Annotated in this window: 21 protein-coding genes; 12 read left to right on the top strand and 9 right to left on the bottom strand. The window is 69.8% G+C overall.

Annotated elements, in window-relative coordinates:
• Nucleotides 1–146: 146 nt before the first annotated feature.
• The 3 genes from J8M51_RS37200 to J8M51_RS37190 form a co-directional block, all read right to left on the bottom strand.
• Nucleotides 147–821 (bottom strand): histidine phosphatase family protein, encoded by a 675-nt coding sequence (locus tag J8M51_RS37200; RefSeq protein WP_086760803.1) that lies wholly within the window; start codon nt 819–821, stop codon nt 147–149.
• Complete coding sequence (gene hemL / locus J8M51_RS37195) at nt 818–2,137, bottom strand: glutamate-1-semialdehyde 2,1-aminomutase (protein ID WP_086760805.1); 1,320 nt, start codon at nt 2,135–2,137, stop codon at nt 818–820. The genes J8M51_RS37200 and hemL overlap by 4 nt, the downstream gene beginning before the upstream one ends.
• A 532-nt stretch (nt 2,138–2,669) precedes the next feature.
• The gene (locus J8M51_RS37190) at nt 2,670–2,924 is read right to left on the bottom strand and encodes a hypothetical protein (protein ID WP_143673352.1); all 255 of its coding nucleotides are present in this window, start codon (nt 2,922–2,924) and stop codon (nt 2,670–2,672) included.
• Between the two features lie 195 nt (nt 2,925–3,119).
• Between J8M51_RS37190 and J8M51_RS37185 the strand changes: the two genes are divergently transcribed.
• A complete protein-coding gene (locus J8M51_RS37185; protein ID WP_003974483.1) occupies nt 3,120–3,557 on the top strand; it encodes a hypothetical protein in 438 nt (145 codons plus the stop codon).
• Nucleotides 3,558–3,687: 130 nt separating this feature from the next.
• Here the strand turns inward: J8M51_RS37185 and J8M51_RS37180 are convergent, their stop codons facing one another.
• Complete coding sequence (locus J8M51_RS37180; protein WP_267299827.1) at nt 3,688–4,233, bottom strand: flavoprotein; 546 nt, start codon at nt 4,231–4,233, stop codon at nt 3,688–3,690.
• The gene (locus J8M51_RS37175; RefSeq protein ID WP_179203102.1) at nt 4,230–5,516 is read right to left on the bottom strand and encodes a helix-turn-helix domain-containing protein; all 1,287 of its coding nucleotides are present in this window, start codon (nt 5,514–5,516) and stop codon (nt 4,230–4,232) included. Before J8M51_RS37175 ends, J8M51_RS37180 begins: the two co-directional genes overlap by 4 nt.
• Before the next feature lie 176 nt (nt 5,517–5,692).
• On the opposite strand from J8M51_RS37175, the gene J8M51_RS37170 reads away from it, so the two are divergent.
• From J8M51_RS37170 to J8M51_RS37140, 7 genes are all read left to right on the top strand, one after another.
• Nucleotides 5,693–6,124 carry an ATP-binding protein gene (locus J8M51_RS37170; RefSeq protein WP_086755876.1) on the top strand — a complete coding sequence of 144 codons (432 nt, stop codon included), beginning with the start codon at nt 5,693–5,695 and terminating at the stop codon, nt 6,122–6,124.
• A 39-nt stretch (nt 6,125–6,163) separates the two neighbouring features.
• Entirely contained in the window at nt 6,164–7,447 is a 1,284-nt protein-coding gene (locus J8M51_RS37165; protein ID WP_086755875.1) for a UDP-N-acetylglucosamine 1-carboxyvinyltransferase, read from the top strand.
• Nucleotides 7,444–8,679, top strand: coding sequence for a metallophosphoesterase (locus J8M51_RS37160; protein ID WP_086755874.1), 1,236 nt, complete (start codon nt 7,444–7,446; stop codon nt 8,677–8,679). The genes J8M51_RS37165 and J8M51_RS37160 overlap by 4 nt, the downstream gene beginning before the upstream one ends.
• The gene (dcd, locus tag J8M51_RS37155; protein WP_086755873.1) at nt 8,676–9,215 is read left to right on the top strand and encodes a dCTP deaminase; all 540 of its coding nucleotides are present in this window, start codon (nt 8,676–8,678) and stop codon (nt 9,213–9,215) included. The genes J8M51_RS37160 and dcd overlap by 4 nt, the downstream gene beginning before the upstream one ends.
• On the top strand, nt 9,212–9,748 hold the full coding sequence (locus J8M51_RS37150) for a dCTP deaminase (protein WP_086755872.1): 537 nt from the start codon (nt 9,212–9,214) through the stop codon (nt 9,746–9,748). The genes dcd and J8M51_RS37150 overlap by 4 nt, the downstream gene beginning before the upstream one ends.
• Nucleotides 9,745–10,860, top strand: a complete 1,116-nt coding sequence (locus J8M51_RS37145) for a glycosyltransferase family 4 protein (RefSeq protein WP_086755871.1) — start codon at nt 9,745–9,747, stop codon at nt 10,858–10,860. The genes J8M51_RS37150 and J8M51_RS37145 overlap by 4 nt, the downstream gene beginning before the upstream one ends.
• 100 nt (nt 10,861–10,960) lie before the next feature.
• Complete coding sequence (locus J8M51_RS37140; RefSeq protein ID WP_086755878.1) at nt 10,961–12,004, top strand: serine hydrolase domain-containing protein; 1,044 nt, start codon at nt 10,961–10,963, stop codon at nt 12,002–12,004.
• Nucleotides 12,005–12,092: 88 nt separating this feature from the next.
• On the opposite strand, the gene J8M51_RS37135 is transcribed toward J8M51_RS37140, so the two are convergent.
• Both J8M51_RS37135 and J8M51_RS37125 read right to left on the bottom strand, forming a co-directional pair.
• Nucleotides 12,093–13,082, bottom strand: a complete 990-nt coding sequence (locus J8M51_RS37135) for a helix-turn-helix transcriptional regulator (RefSeq protein WP_218781440.1) — start codon at nt 13,080–13,082, stop codon at nt 12,093–12,095.
• A gap of 712 nt (nt 13,083–13,794) precedes the next feature.
• Entirely contained in the window at nt 13,795–14,622 is an 828-nt protein-coding gene (locus J8M51_RS37125; RefSeq protein ID WP_086755870.1) for a helix-turn-helix domain-containing protein, read from the bottom strand.
• Nucleotides 14,623–14,853: 231 nt separating this feature from the next.
• On the opposite strand from J8M51_RS37125, the gene J8M51_RS37120 reads away from it, so the two are divergent.
• Complete coding sequence (locus J8M51_RS37120; protein ID WP_086755869.1) at nt 14,854–15,057, top strand: hypothetical protein; 204 nt, start codon at nt 14,854–14,856, stop codon at nt 15,055–15,057.
• Nucleotides 15,058–15,061: 4 nt separating this feature from the next.
• Here the strand turns inward: J8M51_RS37120 and J8M51_RS37115 are convergent, their stop codons facing one another.
• Complete coding sequence (locus J8M51_RS37115) at nt 15,062–16,276, bottom strand: M20/M25/M40 family metallo-hydrolase (RefSeq protein ID WP_267299826.1); 1,215 nt, start codon at nt 16,274–16,276, stop codon at nt 15,062–15,064.
• A 32-nt stretch (nt 16,277–16,308) separates the two neighbouring features.
• Entirely contained in the window at nt 16,309–17,877 is a 1,569-nt protein-coding gene (locus J8M51_RS37110; RefSeq protein ID WP_267299825.1) for an AbgT family transporter, read from the bottom strand.
• A gap of 134 nt (nt 17,878–18,011) precedes the next feature.
• Here J8M51_RS37110 and J8M51_RS37105 point away from each other — a divergent pair, with 134 nt between their 5' ends.
• The 3 genes from J8M51_RS37105 (at nt 18,012) to J8M51_RS37095 (ending at nt 21,609) form a co-directional block, all read left to right on the top strand.
• Nucleotides 18,012–19,055: an Lrp/AsnC family transcriptional regulator gene (locus J8M51_RS37105; protein ID WP_267299824.1), complete on the top strand. Its 1,044-nt coding sequence runs from the start codon at nt 18,012–18,014 to the stop codon at nt 19,053–19,055.
• Nucleotides 19,056–19,151: 96 nt separating this feature from the next.
• Nucleotides 19,152–20,114, top strand: a complete 963-nt coding sequence (gene bla, locus J8M51_RS37100; protein WP_267299823.1) for a class A beta-lactamase — start codon at nt 19,152–19,154, stop codon at nt 20,112–20,114.
• A gap of 265 nt (nt 20,115–20,379) precedes the next feature.
• Entirely contained in the window at nt 20,380–21,609 is a 1,230-nt protein-coding gene (locus J8M51_RS37095; protein WP_267299822.1) for a pyridoxal phosphate-dependent aminotransferase, read from the top strand.
• Nucleotides 21,610–21,721: the final 112 nt, after the last annotated feature.

Genomic DNA, 21,721 nt, shown 5'->3' with positions numbered 1-21,721 from the left:
CACCGTCTGAGAGGGACGAAAGGACGTTCCGGTTCCTTTTGATCTCCGGGGAACCGGATGACGTTCAGGGGCGCGGGGCCGCCTCGATATGCGGCCCCGCCGCGCGGGCGCGACCAGCCCGGCGGACCCGCCGTTCCCCAACCCCCTTATGCACCAAAGGCCTTGTCTTTCCCCTTGACCGGCTTGGCGCCCGCCAGCAGATGCGGCGGCACCAGGTCCCGCGCCGGTTCGCTGTACCCCACGGACACGATCCTGTCCCCCTGGTACGTGAACGTCGTCAGCGAGGCGAGCGTGCACTGCCGCCGGCGCGGGTCGTGCCACAGCTTCCGCTTCTCGACGTACGACCGCACGATCCAGATCGGCAGCTGGTGCGAGACGAGCACCGCCTCGTGCCCGCGCGCCGCGTCCTTCGCCGCGTCCAGCGCGCCCATCATCCGGACGACCTGGTCGACGTACGGCTCGCCCCAGGACGGCTTGAAGGGGTTGACCAGATGCTTCCAGTTCTCCGGGCGCTTCAGGGCGCCGTCGCCGACCCCGAAGGTCTTGCCCTGGAAGACGTTGTCCGCCTCGATCAGCCGCCCGTCGGTGGCGAGGTCGAGGCCGTGCGCCTTGGCGATCGGCGTCGCCGTCTCCTGGGCCCGCTCCAGCGGGGAGGCCACGACGTACGTCACGTCCCGGGACGTCAGATGCTCGGCGACCCGGTCGGCCATCCGGCGCCCGAGATCGGAGAGGTGGTACCCGCCGAGGCGGCCGTAGAGGATCCCGTCCGGGTTGGCGACCTCGCCGTGCCGCATCAGGTGGACGACCGTCAAATCACTCATGCTGCCGAAGCCTCCGCTGCTGCCCGCGCCGCCGCCGGAAGGGCGTCGGCGATCCGCTGAACCGCCCGCTCGTCGTGCGCGGTCGACACGAACCACGACTCGAACGACGACGGCGGCAAGTAGACGCCCTGCGACAGCATCGAGTGGAAGAAGGCGTTGAAGCGGAACGACTCCTGCGCCTTGGCCTCCTCGTAGTTCCGCACGGGCGTGTCCGTGAAGAACACGGAGAACATGTTGGAGGCGCGCTGCAGCGTGTGCGCGACACCTTCCTTGGTGAGCGCGTCGGTGACGAGCCCCTGGATCCGACGGGACACCGCGTCGACGACGCCGTACGCCGCCTCGTCCAGCAGCCGCAGCTGCGCGAGCCCGGCGGCCGTCGCGACCGGGTTCCCGGAGAGCGTGCCGGCCTGGTAGACGGGCCCGGCGGGCGCGAGGCGGGCCATGACGTCGGCCCGGCCGCCGAAGGCCGCGGCGGGGAAGCCGCCGCCCATCACCTTGCCGAAGGTCATCAGGTCCGGCTCGACCCCGTCGATCCCGAACCACCCGGCGCGGCTGGTGCGGAACCCGGTCATCACCTCGTCGGAGACGAAGAGGGCGCCGTGCTCCGCGCAGACGTCCTTGAGGCCCTGGTTGAAGCCCGGCAGCGGCGGGACGACGCCCATGTTGCCCGGGGACGCCTCGGTGATCACGCAGGCGATCTCGCCGGGGTGGGCGGCGAAGGCGGCGCGCACGGCGTCGAGGTCGTTGTAGGGCAGCACGATGGTGTCGCCGGCCTGGGCGCCGGTGACACCCGGGGTGTCGGGCAGCGCGAAGGTGGCGACACCACTGCCCGCCGCCGCGAGGAGCGAGTCGACGTGACCGTGGTAACACCCGGCGAACTTCACCACCTTGGCGCGGCCGGTGAACCCGCGGGCGAGCCGGATCGCGGACATGGTGGCCTCGGTCCCGCTGGACACCAGCCGCACCTGCTCCAGCGGCCCGACGCGGTCCACCATCTCCTCGGCGAGCGCGACCTCGCCCTCGCCGGGCGTACCGAAGGAGGTGCCGCGCGAGACGGCCTCCTGGACGGCGGCGATCACCTCGGGCCGGGAGTGCCCGAGGATCATCGGACCCCACGAGCACACAAGATCTACATACTCGCGGCCGTCGGCGTCCGTCAGATACGGACCGGTACCGGACACCATGAACCGGGGCGTACCGCCCACGGCGCGGAAGGCGCGCACGGGAGAGTTCACGCCGCCGGGCGTGACGGCCGCCGCGCGCTCGAAAAGAGTCTGCGAAACTGGGGCTTCGTACGGATAGCTCACACAGGCCATGGTGTCAGAGGCTCCGAAGTTCCCGCCGACTGGTGTTTGCGCGCACGTTTCGGCGGGCGGTCGCGGGGGAGGTCACTGACACGATGATCGGGTTGCGCGGCGGGGGTCTCGCGGCCCAGAAATGCGTTCGGGTGGAGATATGCATCGCGGTGGCGGACTGGGTGACGGGACCGGTGACCTCGGTCCTCGTCGTGCCCGGCGGGGCAGGCACCGGCGCGAGGCGGAGGAGGCCGCGGAGACCCGGCAGGAGCGGAGCGGGTCGACCGACCGGGGCGGGTCCCCGGACCGGGGCGCGCCCACCGAGCGGAGCGCGCCGGGTGAGCTGAGCGGGTCGGGGGCGGGTTCCGCGTCGCCGGGTCCTCAGGGGTCGTCGCCGGCGCCGCCGCCGGGACCGCCCGCGCCGTCCGTACCCCCCGTACCGCCGGCTCCGGCCGTGCCCCCCACCGTGGGGTCGCCGGGGTCACAGCCCCCGTACTCCCCTCAGGGTCGGCCAGGCGTGTACGGTCCGCAGGGTGCACACGGCACACACGACTCACACGGCGCGCGCGGCGACGGCGGCGACCGTACGGACCGCGCCGACCGCGTCGCCGACCGGGCCGACCGAAGCGACCGCTCCGACCGTACGGAAGCGGGTGACGGCCGGGCCGAGACCGGTGGTGACCGACTTCCGAGCGGTTCCGACCGGGTCCCGTCCAGTGGTTCCGACCGGATCCAGAGCGGTGGGCCTGAGCGGATCGGGCGGCGCAGCCGTATGGACGGTATGGACCGTATGGATCGCGCCGATCATGTGGATCGTGTCAATCGTGTGGACGGAATGGATCAGACGGACCGGATGGACCGGCCTGACCTGGTGGATCGCAGGAGTCGCGCGGAGCGCAGGAGCCGTGCGGACCGTACGGACCGCGTGGAGAGCGCGGACCGTGTGGACGGCCTGGACCACGTGGTCAACCGGCTCCGGGCGGGGAGCAGGAATGGTGGTCGGGTGGGGGTGACGTACAAATACTTCGGCGCGCCCGACGGCGCGACCGCGGCCCGCGTCCCGATCTCCATGCGCCCCGAGGAGCTCGGCGGCGACGAGCTGGGCATGAACGGCATGTTCACCAAGATCAAGCCGGAGACCATGGCCGCGATGGTGCTGACCGGCATCGAAGGCGTCCCCCTGCACAAGGTGCCCCCGCTCGAACTGGTCGTCCTCCACCCCGACTACGCCGTCGTGAAGCTCCCCATGACCGTCGTCGACCCCCTCCGAGGCATCGGCGAGGAAGCGGTCGGCGCGGCGGCCTTCATCTGGTCCACGGTCCCGGACCGCGGCGGCCCCCGCGACGCGTTCAACGTCTACCAACTGCTCCACGAATGGCAGGACTTCAGCCACCGCCTGCACGAGGCGGGGCATCAGCCGTACTGCCTGGTGTGGCCCTGAGCCGCTGACCCATGACCTGCGGGCGGAGCCTTTGGGCTCCGCCCCCGTCATGTGTGGGGAGTGGCCGCCGAGTGTGTGGGCGCGCCACTCGATTCCCGCGCCCAGGGACCAGCGCCAGCACAGCGGCCGATCACGACCGCGCGGACAGCTTGGGGGCCAGCAACTCCAGCACTTCTTCCCAGCGGTAGCGGCCGGCCCCTCCGCCCGCCTTCGGCCGATGAGGCTCGTACGAGCCGATGAGCACCCCCATCTCGCGCAGTTGCTCCAGACTCCGGCGGTATGCGGGGTGAGCGGCCTGCGCGGAGTTCAGGTACGGCAGTACGGCGATGGGGATGTCCATGGCTGGAGCTTCGCAGAGGATGCCGAGGGCGAGGTTGTCGGAGATTCCGGCGGCCCATTTGTTGACGGTGTTGAAGCTGGCCGGGGCGACCGTGATCGCGTCGGCGGGCCGGGTCGGGCGCGGCTCGCCCGCCGAGCGCCAGGCCGAGCGGATGGGGCGTCCGATCTGGCTCTCCACCGCCTCCACGTCGAGGAAGCCGAGCCCTTGTGGTGTGGCGACGACACCGACGTCCCACTGCCGCTCGTGCGCTGCGGTGATCAGTTTGCCGACGTCACCGGCGACTCCGGCCGCGCAGACCACGATCTGGAGGAGGGGCTTGTCGGGCTGGTCACTCACGCGGACACTCCCAGTTGGCGGCTGAAGTGGTGCAACTCGGGCAGGGCCCGGCGGCGGTCGCGGGCTGCCATGTCGGCGACCAGTTCGCGTACGGCCGGGCGGCGGATGTCCTGTGCCGCGCAGCTTTCGGCGATGCGCAGGGCCTGGTAGCCGTCGGCGAGTCTGCCCTGCTGACTGTAGGCGCGGGCGGTCTCCACCCAGAGGGCGGCCCGGCGCTCGGGGACGGGAATGTGTCGGCGCATGAGGGGTCGTGCGGTCTGTAGGGCTATGCCGGCGTCGCCGAAGGAGACGGCAGCGCTGACCTCGTGCAGGGCGACGTTGGTGGGGCTGAAGTTCGCCCAGGCGTCCGGCTGGTCGAAGGCGACGAAGCGGGCCACTTCCTTGGCCTCGGTGAGGAAGTCCTGGGTGGTGGCGCGATCGCCGTTTCTGCTGGCGGCCGTCGCTCCCCGCAGCAGGAGCAGTCCGACTGCCGCCAGGTACCGGGGCGAGCGCTGGTCGTAGGAGCCGGTGAGCTGGTCGGCGGTGTGGCGGACCATGTTCACGGCCTGGGCGGTGTGCTTGTCCCGTACCAGGACATGGGCGTGCACGCGGACGCTGGCGGCGAGGACGACCGGGTCCCCGGACCGTTCCGCCTCGGCCATGGCCCGACCGGCCGCAAGCCAGGCGTTGCCCTGATCGGCTCGCTTCAGCAGCAGGCTCACCGATGTCTGGTACGCGGTCGCGAGCAGCCCGGACGCCTCCGCCGAGCCGGAGGAACCTCCGCCAGCGGCCTGACGCAGGTCGGCGATCAGCCCCGGCAGGGCCTGCTCCAGTTCCGCGTAGTCGCACACGTAGAACATCCGGCGTACTGCCCGCACCCGGTCCCGCAGCTCGTTGGTCCCCAAGGCTTGGCCGGTGGCGGCGGGGCTCGTGCCCGGCATCAGGACCTGGATCAGGTCGTGATGCGCAGCGGTCGACGACGATGGTGACGGCGGAGCCGCGAGCGCGGCCACGCTCGCGGCAAGGAAGGTACGGCGGTGCATGTCCTCTGCTCCGGGCTCAGGGGCGGGGCCGGTGTCAGATGCGGCGGCGAGGCCGAGACGGTGCAGTGGAATGTCCAGCACCTGCGCGATCTCGCGCAGTGTGCGCACGTCCTCGGTGCCCCTGCCGCTCTCCAGGCGGCTCACCTTTGACTGGTGATACCCCAGTGCGGCGGCCACGTCCTTCTGCGAGCGCCGCTGTAAAACACGTGCCTGACGGATCACTTCGCCGATCCGTCTGGCCTCGCTCTGTTCTTCGGCCATCTGTGCCACGGCCCCCTCTGCCGTCGCCGATCCTGCCTGCTCAACCGAGCGTAACCGAGCGGCAATTCACCGCGATGCGGCTCTTGCATAAGTGATGCGGCCCCGGCACACGGCGTAGTCCCGCTGGCCTCCGGAGCGGTTGCGTGGAGCAGCCGCACCGATCCAGGAGGCAGCTCATGGAAGCGCACCAGATCCGATTCTCCGTTCACGGCACACCTGCCGCCGCGCGCTCCGCTCGGCAGCAGCTCGCGAACGGGATACGGGGCTGGGACGCCTCCATCGACCAGGACCTGCTGAGCACGGCAGAGCTGGTCGCTGCCGAACTGCTGACGAACGCGGTACGGCACGCGGGCCACGGCCCGATCTCAGCCGGCGCCCGCCTCAACGGCGAGCGTCTGCTGATCGAGGTGACCGATGCCGACCGCAAGGTCCCACGAGCCGGACTGCCGGACATGGAGGCAGAGGGCGGGCGCGGCCTGTTCCTCGTCGCCGCCCTAGCCGATCGCCACGGAGTCGATCCGCTGCCGTCCGGCAAACGGTGCTGGGCCGAGTTCAAGGTCGGTGGCCCAGCCCAGCCCTCACGACACGTTCCTCTGCAAAGGAGTTGACGGTTGAAAGCCGTACGGATCCCTCCAGTCGCCGCCGAAGTGGTGGCCATCCGACCCGGGAGCCCTCTCACCGGCTCCGTGACGGTCGACGGGTCCAAGAACGCAGCCCTGCCGCTCCTGGCAGCCGCGGCGGCTCTGCACCGCCCTGTGCGCCTGGGCAACGTCCCGGCAAACGCCGACGTCGAGACGATGCTCGCCCTGCTCCAGCAGGCCGGCTGGCACACGGCCCGACCCGTCAGCGACCCGCAGACCGCGGTGATCCTGCCGGGCGACGAGCCCCAAGCCGGGTCCGACCTCGACATTGCCGCCCGTATCCGGGCCTCGTACTACCTCGTCCCCGCCCTGCTGGGTGCGTACGGGCGGGCGCGGCTCCCCTGGCCGGGCGGCTGCCGGATCGGGGAACGCGGCATGGAGCAGCATTTCAAGGTCTATGAACGCTTCGAGGACCGCACGATCGTCGACGACCGCGGCTACGTCGTGGACGCCAGCACTCCCAGGGCCGGAACCGTCTCGATCATGCTGCCCTTCCGGTCCCGAGGCGCGACCATCGCCGCTCTCCTGCGCGCGGTCGTGGCCGGACGGCCGCTGCGGCTGGGGATGCCCAACCTTTCGCCGGAAGTGCTCGCCGTCGTAGAAGCGTTGCGGGCGGCTGGCTGGCAATGCCGAGTGGGCGAGGCGCTTCTCGTTCTCGCGCCGCCCTTGTCCGTTCCCCCAGAGAGCATCGTCTGGCGGGTGCCCGGCGACAAGATCGAGGCCGGGACTCTGGCCTGCGCGATCGCGGTCACAGGCGGCGACGCGCGTATCTGCGGCGTACGCGCTGACGACGTCGTCCCCTTGGTCAGGGCCCTGCGATGGCTCGGGGTTCCTGCCGATACGGAGGACGAAGTGCTTACGGTCCGAGCGACAGAAGCCCGTCCAACGAGCCGGTCTCTGCGAGCCATCGCTTCCCTCGCCCCCAGTGGCCTGGACGCCGATTTCGAACCGTCTCTGATGACCTTGGCCCTCACTCGCCCCGGCACCCATCTCTTCTCCGACACGATCAACCCCGGCCGCCACGGCAACCTGCTGCCGCAGTTGGCCCGTCTCGGTGCCGCGATCCACGAGCTGTCCCCCACCAAGTGCCGTCTCACCGGTCCGCAGCAGTTGACCGGCGCCGGAGTAGAGGCCACCGACATCCGGAGCGGCTCCGCCCTGCTCATCGCCGGCCTGACAGCGCACGGTGTCACCACGCTGGGCGGCCTCGACCAGCTCCGACGGGGCCACGCCGACCTCCCTACCAAGCTGTACGCCCTCGGCGCCGACATCTGCGAGGTCACGCCATGAACCGGCAGTTACGGCGGATCATCGCCACGACCGACATCCACTCCTCGTTCGCCTCCCCCGCACCGATGCTCGCCCACATCCATGCCGCCAGGGCCGAAAGCCTGATCGTGGACTGCGGCGACTTCTTCGAAGGCACCGGCTTCTACCGTCTCGGCCAAGGCCACATCGAGCGCGAGATCCTGACCAGCCTGTACGACTTGCTGGCCCCCGGGAACCATGGCTGGCGGCACCACTTCGAGCCAGAGCTCCGCGCGATGACCGTGTGCGCCAACACGATTGACGACGCTGGCAAACCCCTCTTCGACCGCGTACGCATAGAGCGGATCGCCGGCCGACGCGCCGCCGTCACCGCAGTGATCGGGGCCCGGGCGTTCGACGCGATTCCCGTCGGCGAACGCATCGGTCACCACGTCACCGACCCTGCTCAGGCCCTGCGCGAGGTGATGCTCGAACACCACCACCGCGCCGACACCTGGATCGTGCTGTCCCACTCCGGCTTCGACGAGGACCTGAAGCTGGCCGCCGCCTTCCCCTTCGTTGACGTCATCTTCTCCGGGCACTGCCACAGCAGCACGTACGGCCCCGTGGCCGTCGGCGACACCCTCGTGGTCAAGGGACGCGAACTCGGCATCGGGTACGCCACCGCAGAGCCCGTCGGAACCGGCTGGGCCGCCCGCACGGGCACCTTCCCCAACTCGCACGGGCTGCCCGAAGACCTCGCCACGCTGCGAGACAAGATCGCGCTTGTCGGCCGGACGCTCGCGGGCCCGCTCGGTACCGTGAACGAGCCATACCGCAACACCCCTTTGGACCGCCGCCAGTTGCTGACAGAGGTCGCCAGCCGACTGCACTCGGGCCTCGGCGCGGACGCGGTCGTCCTCAACGAGACTGCCCTGCGCTCCACGACGCTCGGAGAAGTACTCACCCTCGGCGAGCTGCTGACGATCGAGCCCTTCGACAATCAACTCGTCCACGCCCGCCTCCCCGACGACCACGCCCAGGACCGCAAGCAGTTGCTCGGCCACGTCGCCGACCGCGTCGGTCCTCTGGTCATCGCTCCAACTCCTCTGTCCCCGGCGACGAGGAGCGTGTTGACGACTGACTATCTCGCCGACAGCCACCTCGGCGGACGGACACATCAAGCCGGACTACGGCTCGGCCAAGCCGTACGAAGCGTCCTGGTCTCACCCCTGGCGGGCGCTGCCGACACCACGGCAGGAGGCAAGCAATGATCCTCACCGGGCCCGAGATCACCGCCGCTGCCCACGACGGGCGCCTGACCATCGACCCCTTCGAACCGGAACAGGTCAACCCCAACAGCTACAACGTCCGCCTCGGCCCCACCCTGCTGACCTACACCGACACCGTGATCGACGCCCACCGCCCCAACCCCACCCGCGAGGTCACGATCGGGGAGAACGGATACGTGCTCCAACCCGGCGAGTTGTACCTCGGGCACACCGTCGAACAGGTCGGCTCCGACTCCTTCGTGCCGCTGCTGTTCGGCCGCTCCTCCGTCGGCAGGCTCGGGCTGTTCGTCGAGATCACGGCCCCGATCGGGGACATCGGCTTCCACGGGCAGTGGACGCTGATGCTCTCCCCGATCCGTCCACTACGGGTGTACGCGGGCATGCGGATCGGGCAGATCATGTTCTTCGTGTCCACCGGCGCTATCGCCTTGTACCAGGGCAAGTACCAGGCGGCCATCGGTGCGCAGCCCTCCGCCTACTGGCGCGACGTGGCCCGCCTCAAGGCAGTCGCCTCGTGATCCTCACCGGCCCTGCGATCAGTGCCGCGCTTCAAGCGGGCGAGATCACGATCGATCCGTACGACCCCGCCCGCCTCTCCCCGAACGCCTACGACTGGAGGCTCGGCGACACCATCCGAGTCTGCGACGGCGATCTGGACGCAGCGGTTCCCACCGAGTTCGCCGAGCAGACCATCCCGGCTGCGGGCCTGGTGCTGAAGCCCGGAGCCTTCTACCTCGGCGTCACCCTGGAGAAGACCGGCTCCGAGACTTACGCGCAGATACTCAACGGGGACCGCACCATCGGCGCGCTCGGTATCTGGGTTCACGTCTCCGCCCCGCTCGGCCACCAAGGTCACGCCATCCGTTGGACCCTGGAGATCCGCGCCGCCCGGCCGGTGCGCATCTACGCGGGCATGACCTTCGGCAAGCTCGTCTTCCTCACCGCCTTCGGCACGCCAGCCAGCTACCAGGAACAGAACGCCAAGTACGCAGCGACGAACGGCATCGACATCTCCCGCCTCTACGAAGAGAACCCCGGAGGAGTCCGGTGACCCCGGAACCGACCGCTGGGCCCCTGGCCGCCACCCTGCTGGACCTGCCTGCCGGAAGCCCGGGAGGCAGCGTCGAACTCTTCCTCGACCTCTACACGGGCGAGCGACCACTCATCCCTGCGCGGGCATTCATGCTCGCTCCCACCGGCCCGCGACTTCACCTCCCGGCCGGGCTCGACCTCCTCCAAGTCCCCGGGAAGTGCCTGGAGGGCCCCGCCTTCAGCCGTTACATCGACGCCCTGCGCTCGGCACTGGCGGCCGCGATCGACCCGACCCGGATCGATGTCCTGCACCTCCAGCACCTCACCTTCGGCGCCACCCCCGCGCTGATCCGCGCGCTTCCCGCACACCCCCGCATCGCCCTGGTCCACGGCACCGACCTGCTCTACGCCGAGGCCCATCGTGACCAGCTCCAGGTGCTACACGAGACCACCAAGGCGGCCGACGCCATCGTCGTCCCCACCAGCGCGATGGCAGACCAACTCCGCAAACTCGTCCCACTGGTCAACCGCCGCAAGATCACCCACATCCCCTGGGGCATCCCCGACCACCTGATCACCGATCCGCCGGCCCGACCTGCCCGACCTTCAACGAGCCACCTACGGCTGTTGTACGCGGGCCGACTCACAGCCGAGAAGGGCGCCGCCTCTCTGGTCAAGAGCCTGGCCTCGGTACCGGGCGTCGAACTGAGCGTCGCCGCACCACAAGCCCAGTTCCACACCCTGACCCCGCTGCTGCAACGAGTCGGCATACGAGCCCGCTACCTCGGCTGGCTCCGCCGCCCACAGCTGTGGAAAACCTTCACCGAACACGACCTACTGGTCATGCCCTCCACCACCCTGGAGGCCATGGGCCTGGTCGCACTCGAGGCCCAAGCCTGCGGCCTCCCCGTCCTGTACCAACCCGTACCCGGCCTCAGCGAAGCCCTCGCCGCCTCCGGAGTGGCAACCGACTTCACCAACCCCGCCGCCCTCGCCCGCGACCTGGACCGGCTACGCACGACACCTGGCCTGCTCTCGGCCCTGCGCCAGGCCAGCCACGCCAATGCCGCCCGCTACCCGCTCTCCGCCACCGCCCAGGCCCTGGCCGACCTGGGCCGTCACCTCACCTAGAACGACCCGGGCCGGCTGATGCCCGACACGCCATTGCCACACCCCATCCATCCCCGTCACTACGCTGACCAGCGGGATGCCCACGGCGAACAGGGAGACCATGACGTACCGCACCGACCGCATCGAAACCCTGCTCGACGAAGGTGTCCGCAACAAGGTCTACCCCGGCGCCGTCTGGGCCGTCGGCGATGCCTCGGGCATCCAAGCCCATGGCACCACCGGCGTCCTCGACCCCACCGAACCGCACGCTCCGATGCGCCCTGACACCGTCTTCGACGCCGCGAGCCTCACCAAGATCCTCGCCGTCTGGTCCTCCATCGGCGCTCTATGGGAGGAAGGCAAACTCGACCTCGACGCCCCCCTCGGGGATTTCTGGCTGGAAGTCGACGGCCACCCGCTCGCGACCGTGACCGCCCGCCAACTCCTCACCCACACCGCAGGGGTCCCGCTACGGGCCCAACTGAAGAACCTGTACGGCACCGACCCCCAGGACATCCGCGACGGCGTGCTCCACGAAGCCCTGCACCGCCCACCGGGGGAGGCCGTCGAATACACCGACCGAGCCGCACTCATCCTCGGCTACCTCGCCGAACACCTCTCCGGCCAGCCCCTCGACCAACTCGCCACGGAACGGACCTGGCAGCCCCTGGGCATGAACTCCACCCGCTTCGGCCCCCTACCCGCCGAGACCGCCGCCAGATGCGCGCCCACCGAACTCGACCCGGACACCAACACCCACCTCAAGGGCACCGCCCACGATTTCTCCGCCCGCCTCCTCGGCGGCGTATGCGGTATCGCCGGCGCCTTCACCGTCCTCGACGACCTCGCCCGCTTCCTGCGCTACATGCTGGACAACAACGCCTTCGCCGAACGCGCAGGATTCGGGCGCGCCTGGAGTGAGGCATCGCTCACCATCCAAACGAGTTCCTTGAACCCTCCACGCGGCCTGTTCTGGCACCCCGCCCCCGGCACCGGTCCCGGCGACGAAATCTGGGTCCACTACGGCTTCACAGGAACTGGCATGTGGGTATCACCCCGGCTTCAGCGGTGGTCAGCGCTGCTGACCAACAAGCTCTACTACACCCGCGACCGACAATCCCTGGCAGACATCCGCAACCACTTCCGCACACTTGCCTTCGGCTGATCTTCTCGACTGGATCGCTCCTGAGGGAAGAAGAATTCATCACACATTTGAGAAGATCATGGGAGAATGCACTCGCGAATTCGAGAGATCACTTTCCGTGGGCATGATCTGCCCCATTTTTCACATCATCCGGGTGAACGATAGAATCCGAAATGGATAGAGAATTCATCAGAGCCTTCGTGGGTACCTGATAGCTGCGCCCCACGTGCGCGGCCGGACAGGGAAAGGATCCCGCTCTCACCATCCGATAAGCGGTGGATTTAGCGATCCCCAGCGCTCTGGCAGCGGCCGGAAGATCGACGAATTTGGGATAGAAGTCGGAGATTCGATAGTAGTAATTACGGCCCGTAATGTATGTGCGGGTCAACATCGTTTCCGTCGCGATAATGCTTCGCAATCCTGAGCGACGTCCGGCGCGAAGGTCCTCATGGTAGCGATTCACCGCTTCGATGAGGCCGTACGTTTTCCACAAGGCTCCGGTGCGCTCGCCTCGAATCTGCTCGGCGACAGCCGGATCACTTGGGTTGGTGTTGTGGACAATGGAATTCGCCTTGATTGTGGAATCTAGGACGGCTTCTTCGAATGCCAGCAAGGACTCGATGTCGCTCGTAGAGCTTTCGTTTTCATGGCCATTCGCACGCTGGTAGGCGGCGTTGATGGCTGCCCTGACTATCAATGTCGGGACTTCCTGGGGAGGGACACCCCGAGCAGTCTCCTCCCAAGCGTTGAGGGCGGCTTCGAACATATCTGATCGAACGTCCCCCAGGTCGCAATAAAAATCTCGGGCGATCGACTGAGAGCGCGCACGGAGGAAAGGTGTGAGACAGTCTACAACAATCATTCTCCATTTATTATCGCCCTGCAAGTCGGCCATTCGCCCCATAGCCACCATGGATCCCCAGAGGTGGGATGGCTTCCGCGCCGCTCGGGCGGCTACGGCCTGGGAGTGGAATTTTTCATAGTCCGGGTGTCGCTTGATCTGGCATTCCTGCGCGTCGTCCATGTGGACGCATATCTGTTCTCCATCACAAATGCGACGTACATACGTTGCCGCGCAGTCGAAGGCGTCAAGCGCCATCAATCCCTCCCGAGTTCAGCCTCTGAGGTTCAGCAGGATATGGCGCGTCGCTTGCCCGTTTGACGTAAGAACAAATGAATGCCTAATTTTGCCTGCTGCTACCACTCTTGAGTAATGATCGTGACAGAATTTGGCAAATCTCCTTCTGGATTGGCCAGTTCTCTGAACCCTCTGAGCTTGAACTCGGGTTGTCGTGGGTCTGAGTGATAGCCCGGTCTGGCAAGGTATCCGTTGATCAGGTCAGGGCAGTACTGGATCGCTCTCAGGCCGCGACGGATGCTCTGGATCAGGTGCTCGGGTGTGGTGAAGGCTGTGTTGAGCAGTCGGCCGCGTCGAAGCAGGGGCTAGATTCCCTGGACGGGGTTGAGGTCGGCTGCGTAGGTCGGCAGTTGGTAGACGGTGAGCCAGTGCCGTCCGGATATGAACTGCCGTACTCCGCGCGTGAGATGCACGTTGAGGTTGTCCCAGGGGCACATCCAGGGCACATGAGCCTGAGAAACGGTGTCGACCCGTGAGAACTACCGAGAGGAGCTTTCCCAGGTCATCACAGATTCCCTGCGAAACCCCAGCCAGTGATCTCCCGCCACCATTCGCTCTACGAATGGCAGGACTTCAGCCACCGTCTGCACGAGGCGGGGCATTAGCCGTACTGCCTGGTGTGGCCGTGAGCCGCTGATTCATGGTGTGCGGGCCGGGCTCTCCGGCACCCTCGTCATGTGTGGGTGTGGCCGGCCATGTACTCGTCGAGGGGGCGTAGGGCGCCCCAGGCCTGGTCGAAAACTGTTGCGTAGTGGGAGAGGAAGAGTGGGCTCTCGACGCTGAGACCGGTCAGTTGTTGGCGGCCGACGCCGGCGAAGGAGAGGAAGGTGATTGAGTCGTCCAGGAGGCCGGTGTTGTGCCAGGCGCAGGTGTGGTGCCAGGGAATCACCCGGGCCTCGTAGGAGTACACGTCCCGCACCTCCGCCTGGTGTTCGCGCAGCCAGGCCAGAAACGCCGGCGGCGGTACGCCGTCCCTCTCCGGTACGCCGATGATGCGGCGCACGCTGGCGGAGCCGCCAGCGTGCTCCTTGGCCCACCGCACCACCGTCTCGAAGTAGACCGCTGCCTCCGAGGCCAGCCAGTGGCCTGGCGGGTGGAGCCGTACATAGGTGAGCCGGAGTTCGTGGCGGGCAGCACGGACCGCCTCGGCGGCGGCCTTGTAGAAGGCGGAGGCGTCCGGATAATGCACCATGTCGGCCCGCAGCGTCCGCGGCGGTGTCTCGTCCGTGCGGTGCTTCAGATCGTCCAGCTCGGTCCGGACGAGCCGCCACAGGTCCTGCCAGCGAGTCCAGTCGCCGTCCAGCGCGAGGACGAGCCGACGGGTGACCGTCTCACTGGGCAGGCGGCGGCCGTTGAGCGCCTCGGACACCGTGGCCTGACTGCACTGGGCCCGCGCGGCGATCGTCTTGAGCTGGGGTTCGCCCGCCGTGATGCGCAGCCGCCGCAGCTCCGTGGCGAACCGTTGAACGGGCGGCAGCGCACCGCGCGAGTAGTCATCCACGTTTCCCCCACGTGACGGACACGAGCCGGATGGCGTGATGCTCGCATCTCTCGCGCCGCGACCGCCGAAATTCACCGAAATTCACCGAACCAAGCCGAAGTCAGGAGAACCTCCGACCCGTTTCCGGGGGCATCGCAGCTCATCGAGGTCCATCAGAATTCCTGGACCGTCGGTGTGCGGGCCGGTCGAATGGATGGCAGTTCAGTCCGTCTCCCGGGGAGGGAAGAGAACGTGCCGATCGATGTCGCGGTGTCACTCCGCCACCACTACCTGACCTTTCTCGCCGTACTCGTGACCGGCGTCGTCCTGATCCTCGTGTGCGACGGCGCCTCACGGTCCACCGCCGTCTACGTGGACTGCGCGCTCGGCGTGGCTTCCCTGCTCGGCGCCTACGCCCTCGCGCCCGCCCCACCGCCGGACCGCCCCCGGCGGTGACAGATCAGGCGCCCTGCGGCCCGGTCAGGCGGGTCAGGAGTCCGGCCAGCAGGGAGGTCTGGGCGGGGACGGTGTCGGGGTGGATGTATTCGCCCCGGGCATGGGCGCCGTCGCCGACGGCGCCCATGCCGCACAGGACGGGGAGGCCCAGGGCGGCGACGAAGTTGGCGTCGCTGGCGCCGCCGACGGCGGCGGTGGGCAGTTCGTCGCGGCCCTGGTCGCGGGCGACCTCGCGGGCGAGGTCGAGGAGGGGCGCGGAGGCGGCGTCGAGGGTCATCGGGGGGCGGTTCCAGTCGTGGTCGACCTCGATGCGTACGCGGGGGTCGCCGACCCGGATGGCCGCGAACTCGGCGTCCACCCGGGCCTGTTCGGCGGCGTCGGCGACCCTGATGTCGATGCCGGCGGTGGCCGAGCCCGCGACCACGTTGACGGCCGAACCACCGCTGAAGAGGCCCGTGTTGACGGTCGTACCGCGTTCGGGGGCGGCGACGGCCGCCGCGGCGACCACGAACTCGGACAGGGCCAGGATCGCGCTCGCCCCGTCCTGCGGCGCGAGCCCGGCGTGCGACTCGACGCCGGTGGCCGTGACCCTGAAGATCCCGGTGCCCTTGCGGGCGGTCTTCACCGCGCCGTACGCGGTCGGCTCCAGCACCAGCGTCGCGTCGGCCTTCCGCGCGGTCTCCTCGATCACCGGGCGGGAGGCGAGGGAGCCGATCTCCTCGTCGCCGTTGAAGAGGAAGGTGACGGTGGGGACCAGGGCACCGCTCTCCCTGGCCAGCTTCAGGGCCCAGATCCCTTGTGCCAGACCGGTCTTCATGTCGAAGATGCCCGGCCCGCCGAGCCTCGCCCGCCCGTCCTCGTCCGTCGACTCCGCCGGTCCCCAGCCGGCCAGGGTGCCCGTCGGCCACACCGTGTCGTAGTGGCCGACCAGGGCGACATGGCCGGTGCCGCCGCCGGTGCCCGTGTAGGTGAGGGTGAGCGTGTCGCCGTACGCGCCGCCGGGGTGGCGGTGTTCACGGTCCGGCGGGCCGAGGCGGGTGACCGTCAGCTCGCGCAGGAGGTCGAGGCCGGAGGCGAGGGCGGCCAGGTCGTGGCTGCCGGTCTCGTGGCGGACGAGGGTCAGGATGTCGGCGACGGTCTCCGCCGACACGTCCTGCGCGCGGGCGGTCAGGGCGCGGGCGGTCAGGGCGGCGGCGTGGGCGGTGCGCGAGGTGGTCATGGTCCTCTTTCTCAAGGGGCGCGGCCGGTGGGTCAGTTGATGCCGAAGGGGAGGCCCAGCAGGTACCAGGCCACGAAGAACGTGATCCAGACGATCCAGACGACGGCGGCGACCGGGATCGTGAAGGAGGCGAGCGTGCCGATGCCGGCGGACCTGCGGTACTGCTGGACGAAGCCCAGCGCCATCACGAAGTACGGGCTCATCGGGGTGACGCAGTTGGTGACGGAGTCGGCGACCCGGTAGACGGCCTGGGTGGTCTCGGGGGCGATGCCGATGAGCATCAGCATGGGGACGAACACCGGTGCGGCCAGGGCCCAGAGCGCGGAGCCGCTGGTGATGAGCAGGTTCATCAGCGTGATCAGTACGGCGATCCCGACCAGCACGGTCCAGCCGTCGAGTTCGAGGTCGCGCAGCGTCCGCGCGCCGGTGACGGCGAGGACGTCGCCGATGTTCGTCCACTTGAAGTAGGCGAGGAACTGGGAGATGGCGAAGAACAGGACGAGGATCGGGGCCATCGACCGGGTGCCGTCGGCCATCGCGCCCACGATGTCCCGGGCGGCGGCGAAGGTGCCGGTCATCCGGCCGTGGACGGTGCCGAGGACCGCGAAGAAGACGCCCAGGACGAGGGCCGTCCCGCCGATGAGCGTGGAGTCGACGATGCCGCCGTGCTCGCCCCGCAGCGGTGAGGACGCGGGGATCATGGCGGCGGCCAGGACGGCGACGAGGCCGAGCGCGACCAGGCCGGTGACCCGCAGGGCGCGGCGCTGGGCCGGGGTGACCTCGATCTCCTTCAGCTCGTCGGCGCTGAGCGCGGCGACGGGCTCGTCCGGTTCCAGGTCGGGGCGGCGGGCGAGGACCTTGTCGACGACCAGGGTGATCACCAGGGCGACGAGGACCGACGAGGCGACGCCGAAGAAGTAGTTGGCGACCGGGGTGACGACGTGGTCGGCGTCTACGGTGTGGGCGGCGGCCGTGGAGATCGAGGACAGCAGGACGTCGGTGGTGGTGAGGGACGGGGACGCGTCGTAACCGGCGGAGATGGAGACGTACGCGACGACGCAGCCGAGGACCGGACTGCGCCCCGCCGCGCGGTAGACGAGGGCGCCGAGCGGGATGAGGGTGACGTAGGCGGCGTCGCCGGCGACATGGCCGACCATGGCCGTCATCGACAGCGCGAAGGTGAGATACCGGCCGGGGACGCGGGCGACCATCCGGCGCAGCAGGGCCGAGAAGAGGCCGCTGCGTTCGGCGACGGCGATACCGAACATCACGGTGAGGATGGTGGCCAGCGGCGGGAAGGCCGCGTAGTTCTCGACCGCCCCCTCGACGGCCATCGTGACGCCGGCCCGGCTGAGCAGGCTCAGCACCTCGATCCGCTCGCCCGTGCCGGGGTGCATGGCCCCGGCCCCGGCCGCCGCGAGCACGGCGCTGAGGACGGCGACGACGCCCGCGAGGATCCAGAACAGCCAGAAGGGGTGGGGGAGCCTGTTGCCGGCTCTCTCTATCGCCGCGAGAACCCGGAAGGCGGCGCGCAGGGTTCTTGAACCGGGCTCGGTCGGCGGGGTCGGCGGGGGCTGGGGCTGGGCAGAGGTGGCACTCATCGGTACCCCTTCACAGGGAGGGAGGTTCTCGCACACCATGACATTCGAATGAGAGATTTCCTAGTCTGCAGACGCAACAGTGGGATTAATCGGCTACCGATGGCCCAGGGCGAGAGGATCTAGGGTGGGGCACCATGACCCGCCCTCTCCTCGACGAGCTCGACCGGCGCCTCATCGGGGCGCTGCACCTGGCGCCCCGGGCGACCTGGGACGACATCGGCGGGATCCTGTCCGCCGACGCCGGGACCCTCAAACGCCGTTACGACCGGCTGCACGAGGCCCGGATGGTCCGTGTCATCGGCCAGGCCGACTGGGGCATGCACTCCACGGCGATGCCCGTGCACGTCTTCCTGGACATCAGCGGCGAGACACCGCTGACCGTCCTCGACCGGCTCCGGCAACTGCCCCACGTCCAGCTCCTGGCGCAGATCTCCGGCGACTACCCGCTCTACGCCGTCGTGCACGCCCCCTCCGAGGCGGCCACCAGCGCGGCGGTCGACCGGATGTTCTCCGTCCCCGGCGTGCGCCGGGTCATCGCGCTGCCCGCGCTCAGCACACTGCGCCGGGGCATCACCTGGGACCCGCGGTTCCTGGCCGACACCGAGCGGGCCGAGCTGCTGAGACTGGCCGGAGGGCGGCCGGAGGACACGACCGCGGCCACCGCGACGGCGACCGCGCTGCCGCCCGCCAAGCCGCTCAGCGAGGCCGAGCGCACGGTCGTCGCCCTGCTGATCCAGGACGGCCGGGCGTCGTCCGCGAGCATCGGGCGGGCGTCGGGGCTGGCCACCTCCACCGCGCACCGCGTCGTCCGGCGGGTCCTGGACGAGCGCTGGGTGCGACCGCGGCTGGAGATCGTGTCGGAGTGGCTGGGCTTCCAGACCCCGTTCATCCTGCGGCTGCGGGTCGCGCCCGGCGAGACCCCCGACGTCATGCGCCGGATCGACCGGCTGCCGCAGACCCGTCTCGTCGCCCATGTCGCCGGCGATCTGTCGGTCCTCGCCACCGGTCTGGTCGCCGACCGCTCCGCCCTGGCGGCCTTCGTCGACCACGAGCTGGCCGAGATCCCCGGCATCCTCACCGCCGGCGTGGCCGTCATGCTCGCCGAGCCGCGCCGCTACTGGCTGGACCGTGACCTCGACACGGGTCTCGGCACGTTCCACGCGCCGGCTCTGCTGTGAGGGTCCCGTGAGTTCCGTGAGGCGGGAGGAACCCCGTGTTGTGGTGGTGGCGTCTCCGGAGACGGACAGTGATCACGACCGGATGCGGAGAAGACCTTGGAAACCACGGGATCACGGCCCGGCCGCCGTACGGCGCTCGGCCTCGGCGGACTGACCGGACTGGGCGCGCTCGGTGCGCTGGGGGCGCTCGGCGGGCTCGGTGCGCTGGGCGCCGGTACGGCGTACGCCTCGGCTCCCGCCGACGCCGGGCTCTCCCGGCGTCTCGCGGAGCTGGAGCGGGAACACGCCGCGCGGGTGGGCGTGTTCGCCCACGACACGGCCACGGGGCGCTCGGTGGCGTACCGCGCGGACGAACGGTTCCCGATGTGCTCGGTGTTCAAGACCCTCGGCGCGGCCGTGGTCTTACGGGACCTGGACCGCGACGGTGAGTACCTCGCGAAGCGGATCCACTACACGAAGGAGTACGTCGAGGCGGCGGGGTACTGCCCCGTCACCGGTACGGACGCCAACGTCGCGGCCGGTCTGACCGTCGCGGAACTGTGCGCCGCCAGCGTCTCGCACAGCGACAACGGGGCGGCCAACCTGCTGCTGCGCGAGGTGGGCGGGCCGACCGCGATCACCCGCTTCAGCCGCTCCCTCGGCGACCGGACGACCCGCCTCGACCGCTGGGAGCCCGAGCTGAACTCGGCGGAGCCCTGGCGGGAGACGGACACCACGACGCCTCGGGCCATCGGGAAGACCTACGCGCGGATCATCCTGGGCCGGGCCCTGCCGGACGCGGACCGCGAGCTGCTGACCGGCTGGATGATCGCCAACTCGACCAACGTCGCCCGCTTCCGCGCGGGGTTGCCGGCCGACTGGACGCTGGCCGACAAGACCGGGGGCGGGTCGTCGTACGGCGTCGCCAACGACGTCGGCGTCGTGTGGCCCCCTCGGCGCCCGCCCCTCGTCCTCGCCGTCCTCACCACGAAGCACGCGCCTGAGGGACCCTCGGACAACCCGTTGGTGGCGAAGGTGGCGGGGCTGCTGGCCGAGACCCTGACGCCACGGGGCGTGTGACATCGGGCGCCTAAGGGGTGGGGGGTGCGGGTTCTTTGGCGGGTGCGGGTCCGGTGGGGGCTGGTCGCGCAGTTCCCCGCGCCCCTAAAGGCAACAGGCCCCTGCGGGCCTGAAAAGCACGGGGCGCAGCCCCGGGGAACTGCGCGAGAAGCCCCACCGGACCCGCACCCGCCCACGCACCCCGCCCCCCACTCCCCGAGGCGCCCCCGTCCACCCCCCGGTCCTCGCTGGCCTCCGGCACCCCCCGGACCGCAGCATGGGCCGTATGAGCAACACGAGCAGCACCAGTACGGGCAACGCGGGCGGAGACGGCGGCGGGGCGCGCATCTCGCGGCGGGCCCAGGGCGTCGCGCCCTTCTACGCCATGGAGTTCGCCAAGGAGGCCGCCGCACTGGTCGCACAGGGCCACGACGTCGTCAGACTCAGCCTCGGGGAACCCGACTTCGGCGCACCCCCGGCCGTCGTGAAGGCGATGCGGGAGGTGATGGACGGGCAGCCGATGGCGTACACGGCGGCGCTCGGACTGCCGGCCCTGCGGGAGGCCATCGCCGGGTTCTACGGCGATCGGCACGGCGTCGAGGTCGACCCGGGCCGGGTCGTCGTCACGGCCGGCGCCTCGGCCGCGCTGGTGCTGGCCGCCGCCGCGCTCGTCGACCCCGGGGACGAGGTGCTCATCGGCGACCCCTCCTACCCCTGCAACCGGCAGATCATGGAGAGCTTCGGCGCCGACGTCACCCTCGTCCCGACGACCGCCGCGACCCGGTTCCAGCTGGACGCGGCGGCGGTCCGGGCGCACTGGACGGACCGTACGCGCGGGGTCATGGTCGCCACCCCCTCCAATCCGACCGGCACCTCCGTCCCCACCGGCGAACTGGCCGCGCTCTGCGATCTCGCCCGGGAGCGCGACGCGTGGCGGCTCGTCGACGAGATCTACCTCGACCTCGGCGACCACGACGAGCGGGGCCGCCCGCCGCGCAGCGCGCTGGCGCACGACCCCGGCGCCGTCGTGATCAACAGCTTCTCCAAGTACTTCGGGATGACCGGCTGGCGGCTCGGCTGGTGCGTCGTCCCCGAGCCCCTCGTACCAGCGCTGGAGCGCCTCGCCCAGAACTACTTCCTCTGCGCCTCCGCCCCCGCCCAGCACGCGGCCCTCGCCTGCTTCACCCCGGAGTCCCTCGCGGTCTGCGAGGCGCGCCGGGTGGAGTTCGGCGAGCGGCGGGCGCTCGTCCTGGACGGGCTGGCGCGGATCGGGCTGCCGGTCCCGGTGCCGCCGGACGGGGCGTTCTACGTCTACTTCGACATCGGCGGGACCGGCCTCACCTCCTGGGAGTTCTGCGAGCGGGCCCTGCGGGAGGCGCATGTCGCCCTCACCCCGGGCCGGGACTTCGGCACCCACACCGCCGACACCCACGTCCGCCTCTCCTACGCGGCCTCGGCGGACCAACTGCGCGAGGGCATCGCCCGGTTGGGGAAGTTCCTGACCACGCTCCGGTGAGCCGGGAGCCCGCCGCACGCTTTCGGCCATTGTCGGACGGCCTGCGGAAGGAAAGCGGCCATGCGCGACGAGTCCTCCCGCCGCTGCCGAGAGCCCTCTCCCCCGGCTAGGG

It is taken from the genome of Streptomyces griseiscabiei (assembly GCF_020010925.1).
GTDB lineage: Bacteria > Actinomycetota > Actinomycetes > Streptomycetales > Streptomycetaceae > Streptomyces > Streptomyces griseiscabiei.
The sequence above is the reverse complement of the archived record's forward strand: the minus strand, read 5'-3'. Positions and strand labels throughout refer to the sequence as shown.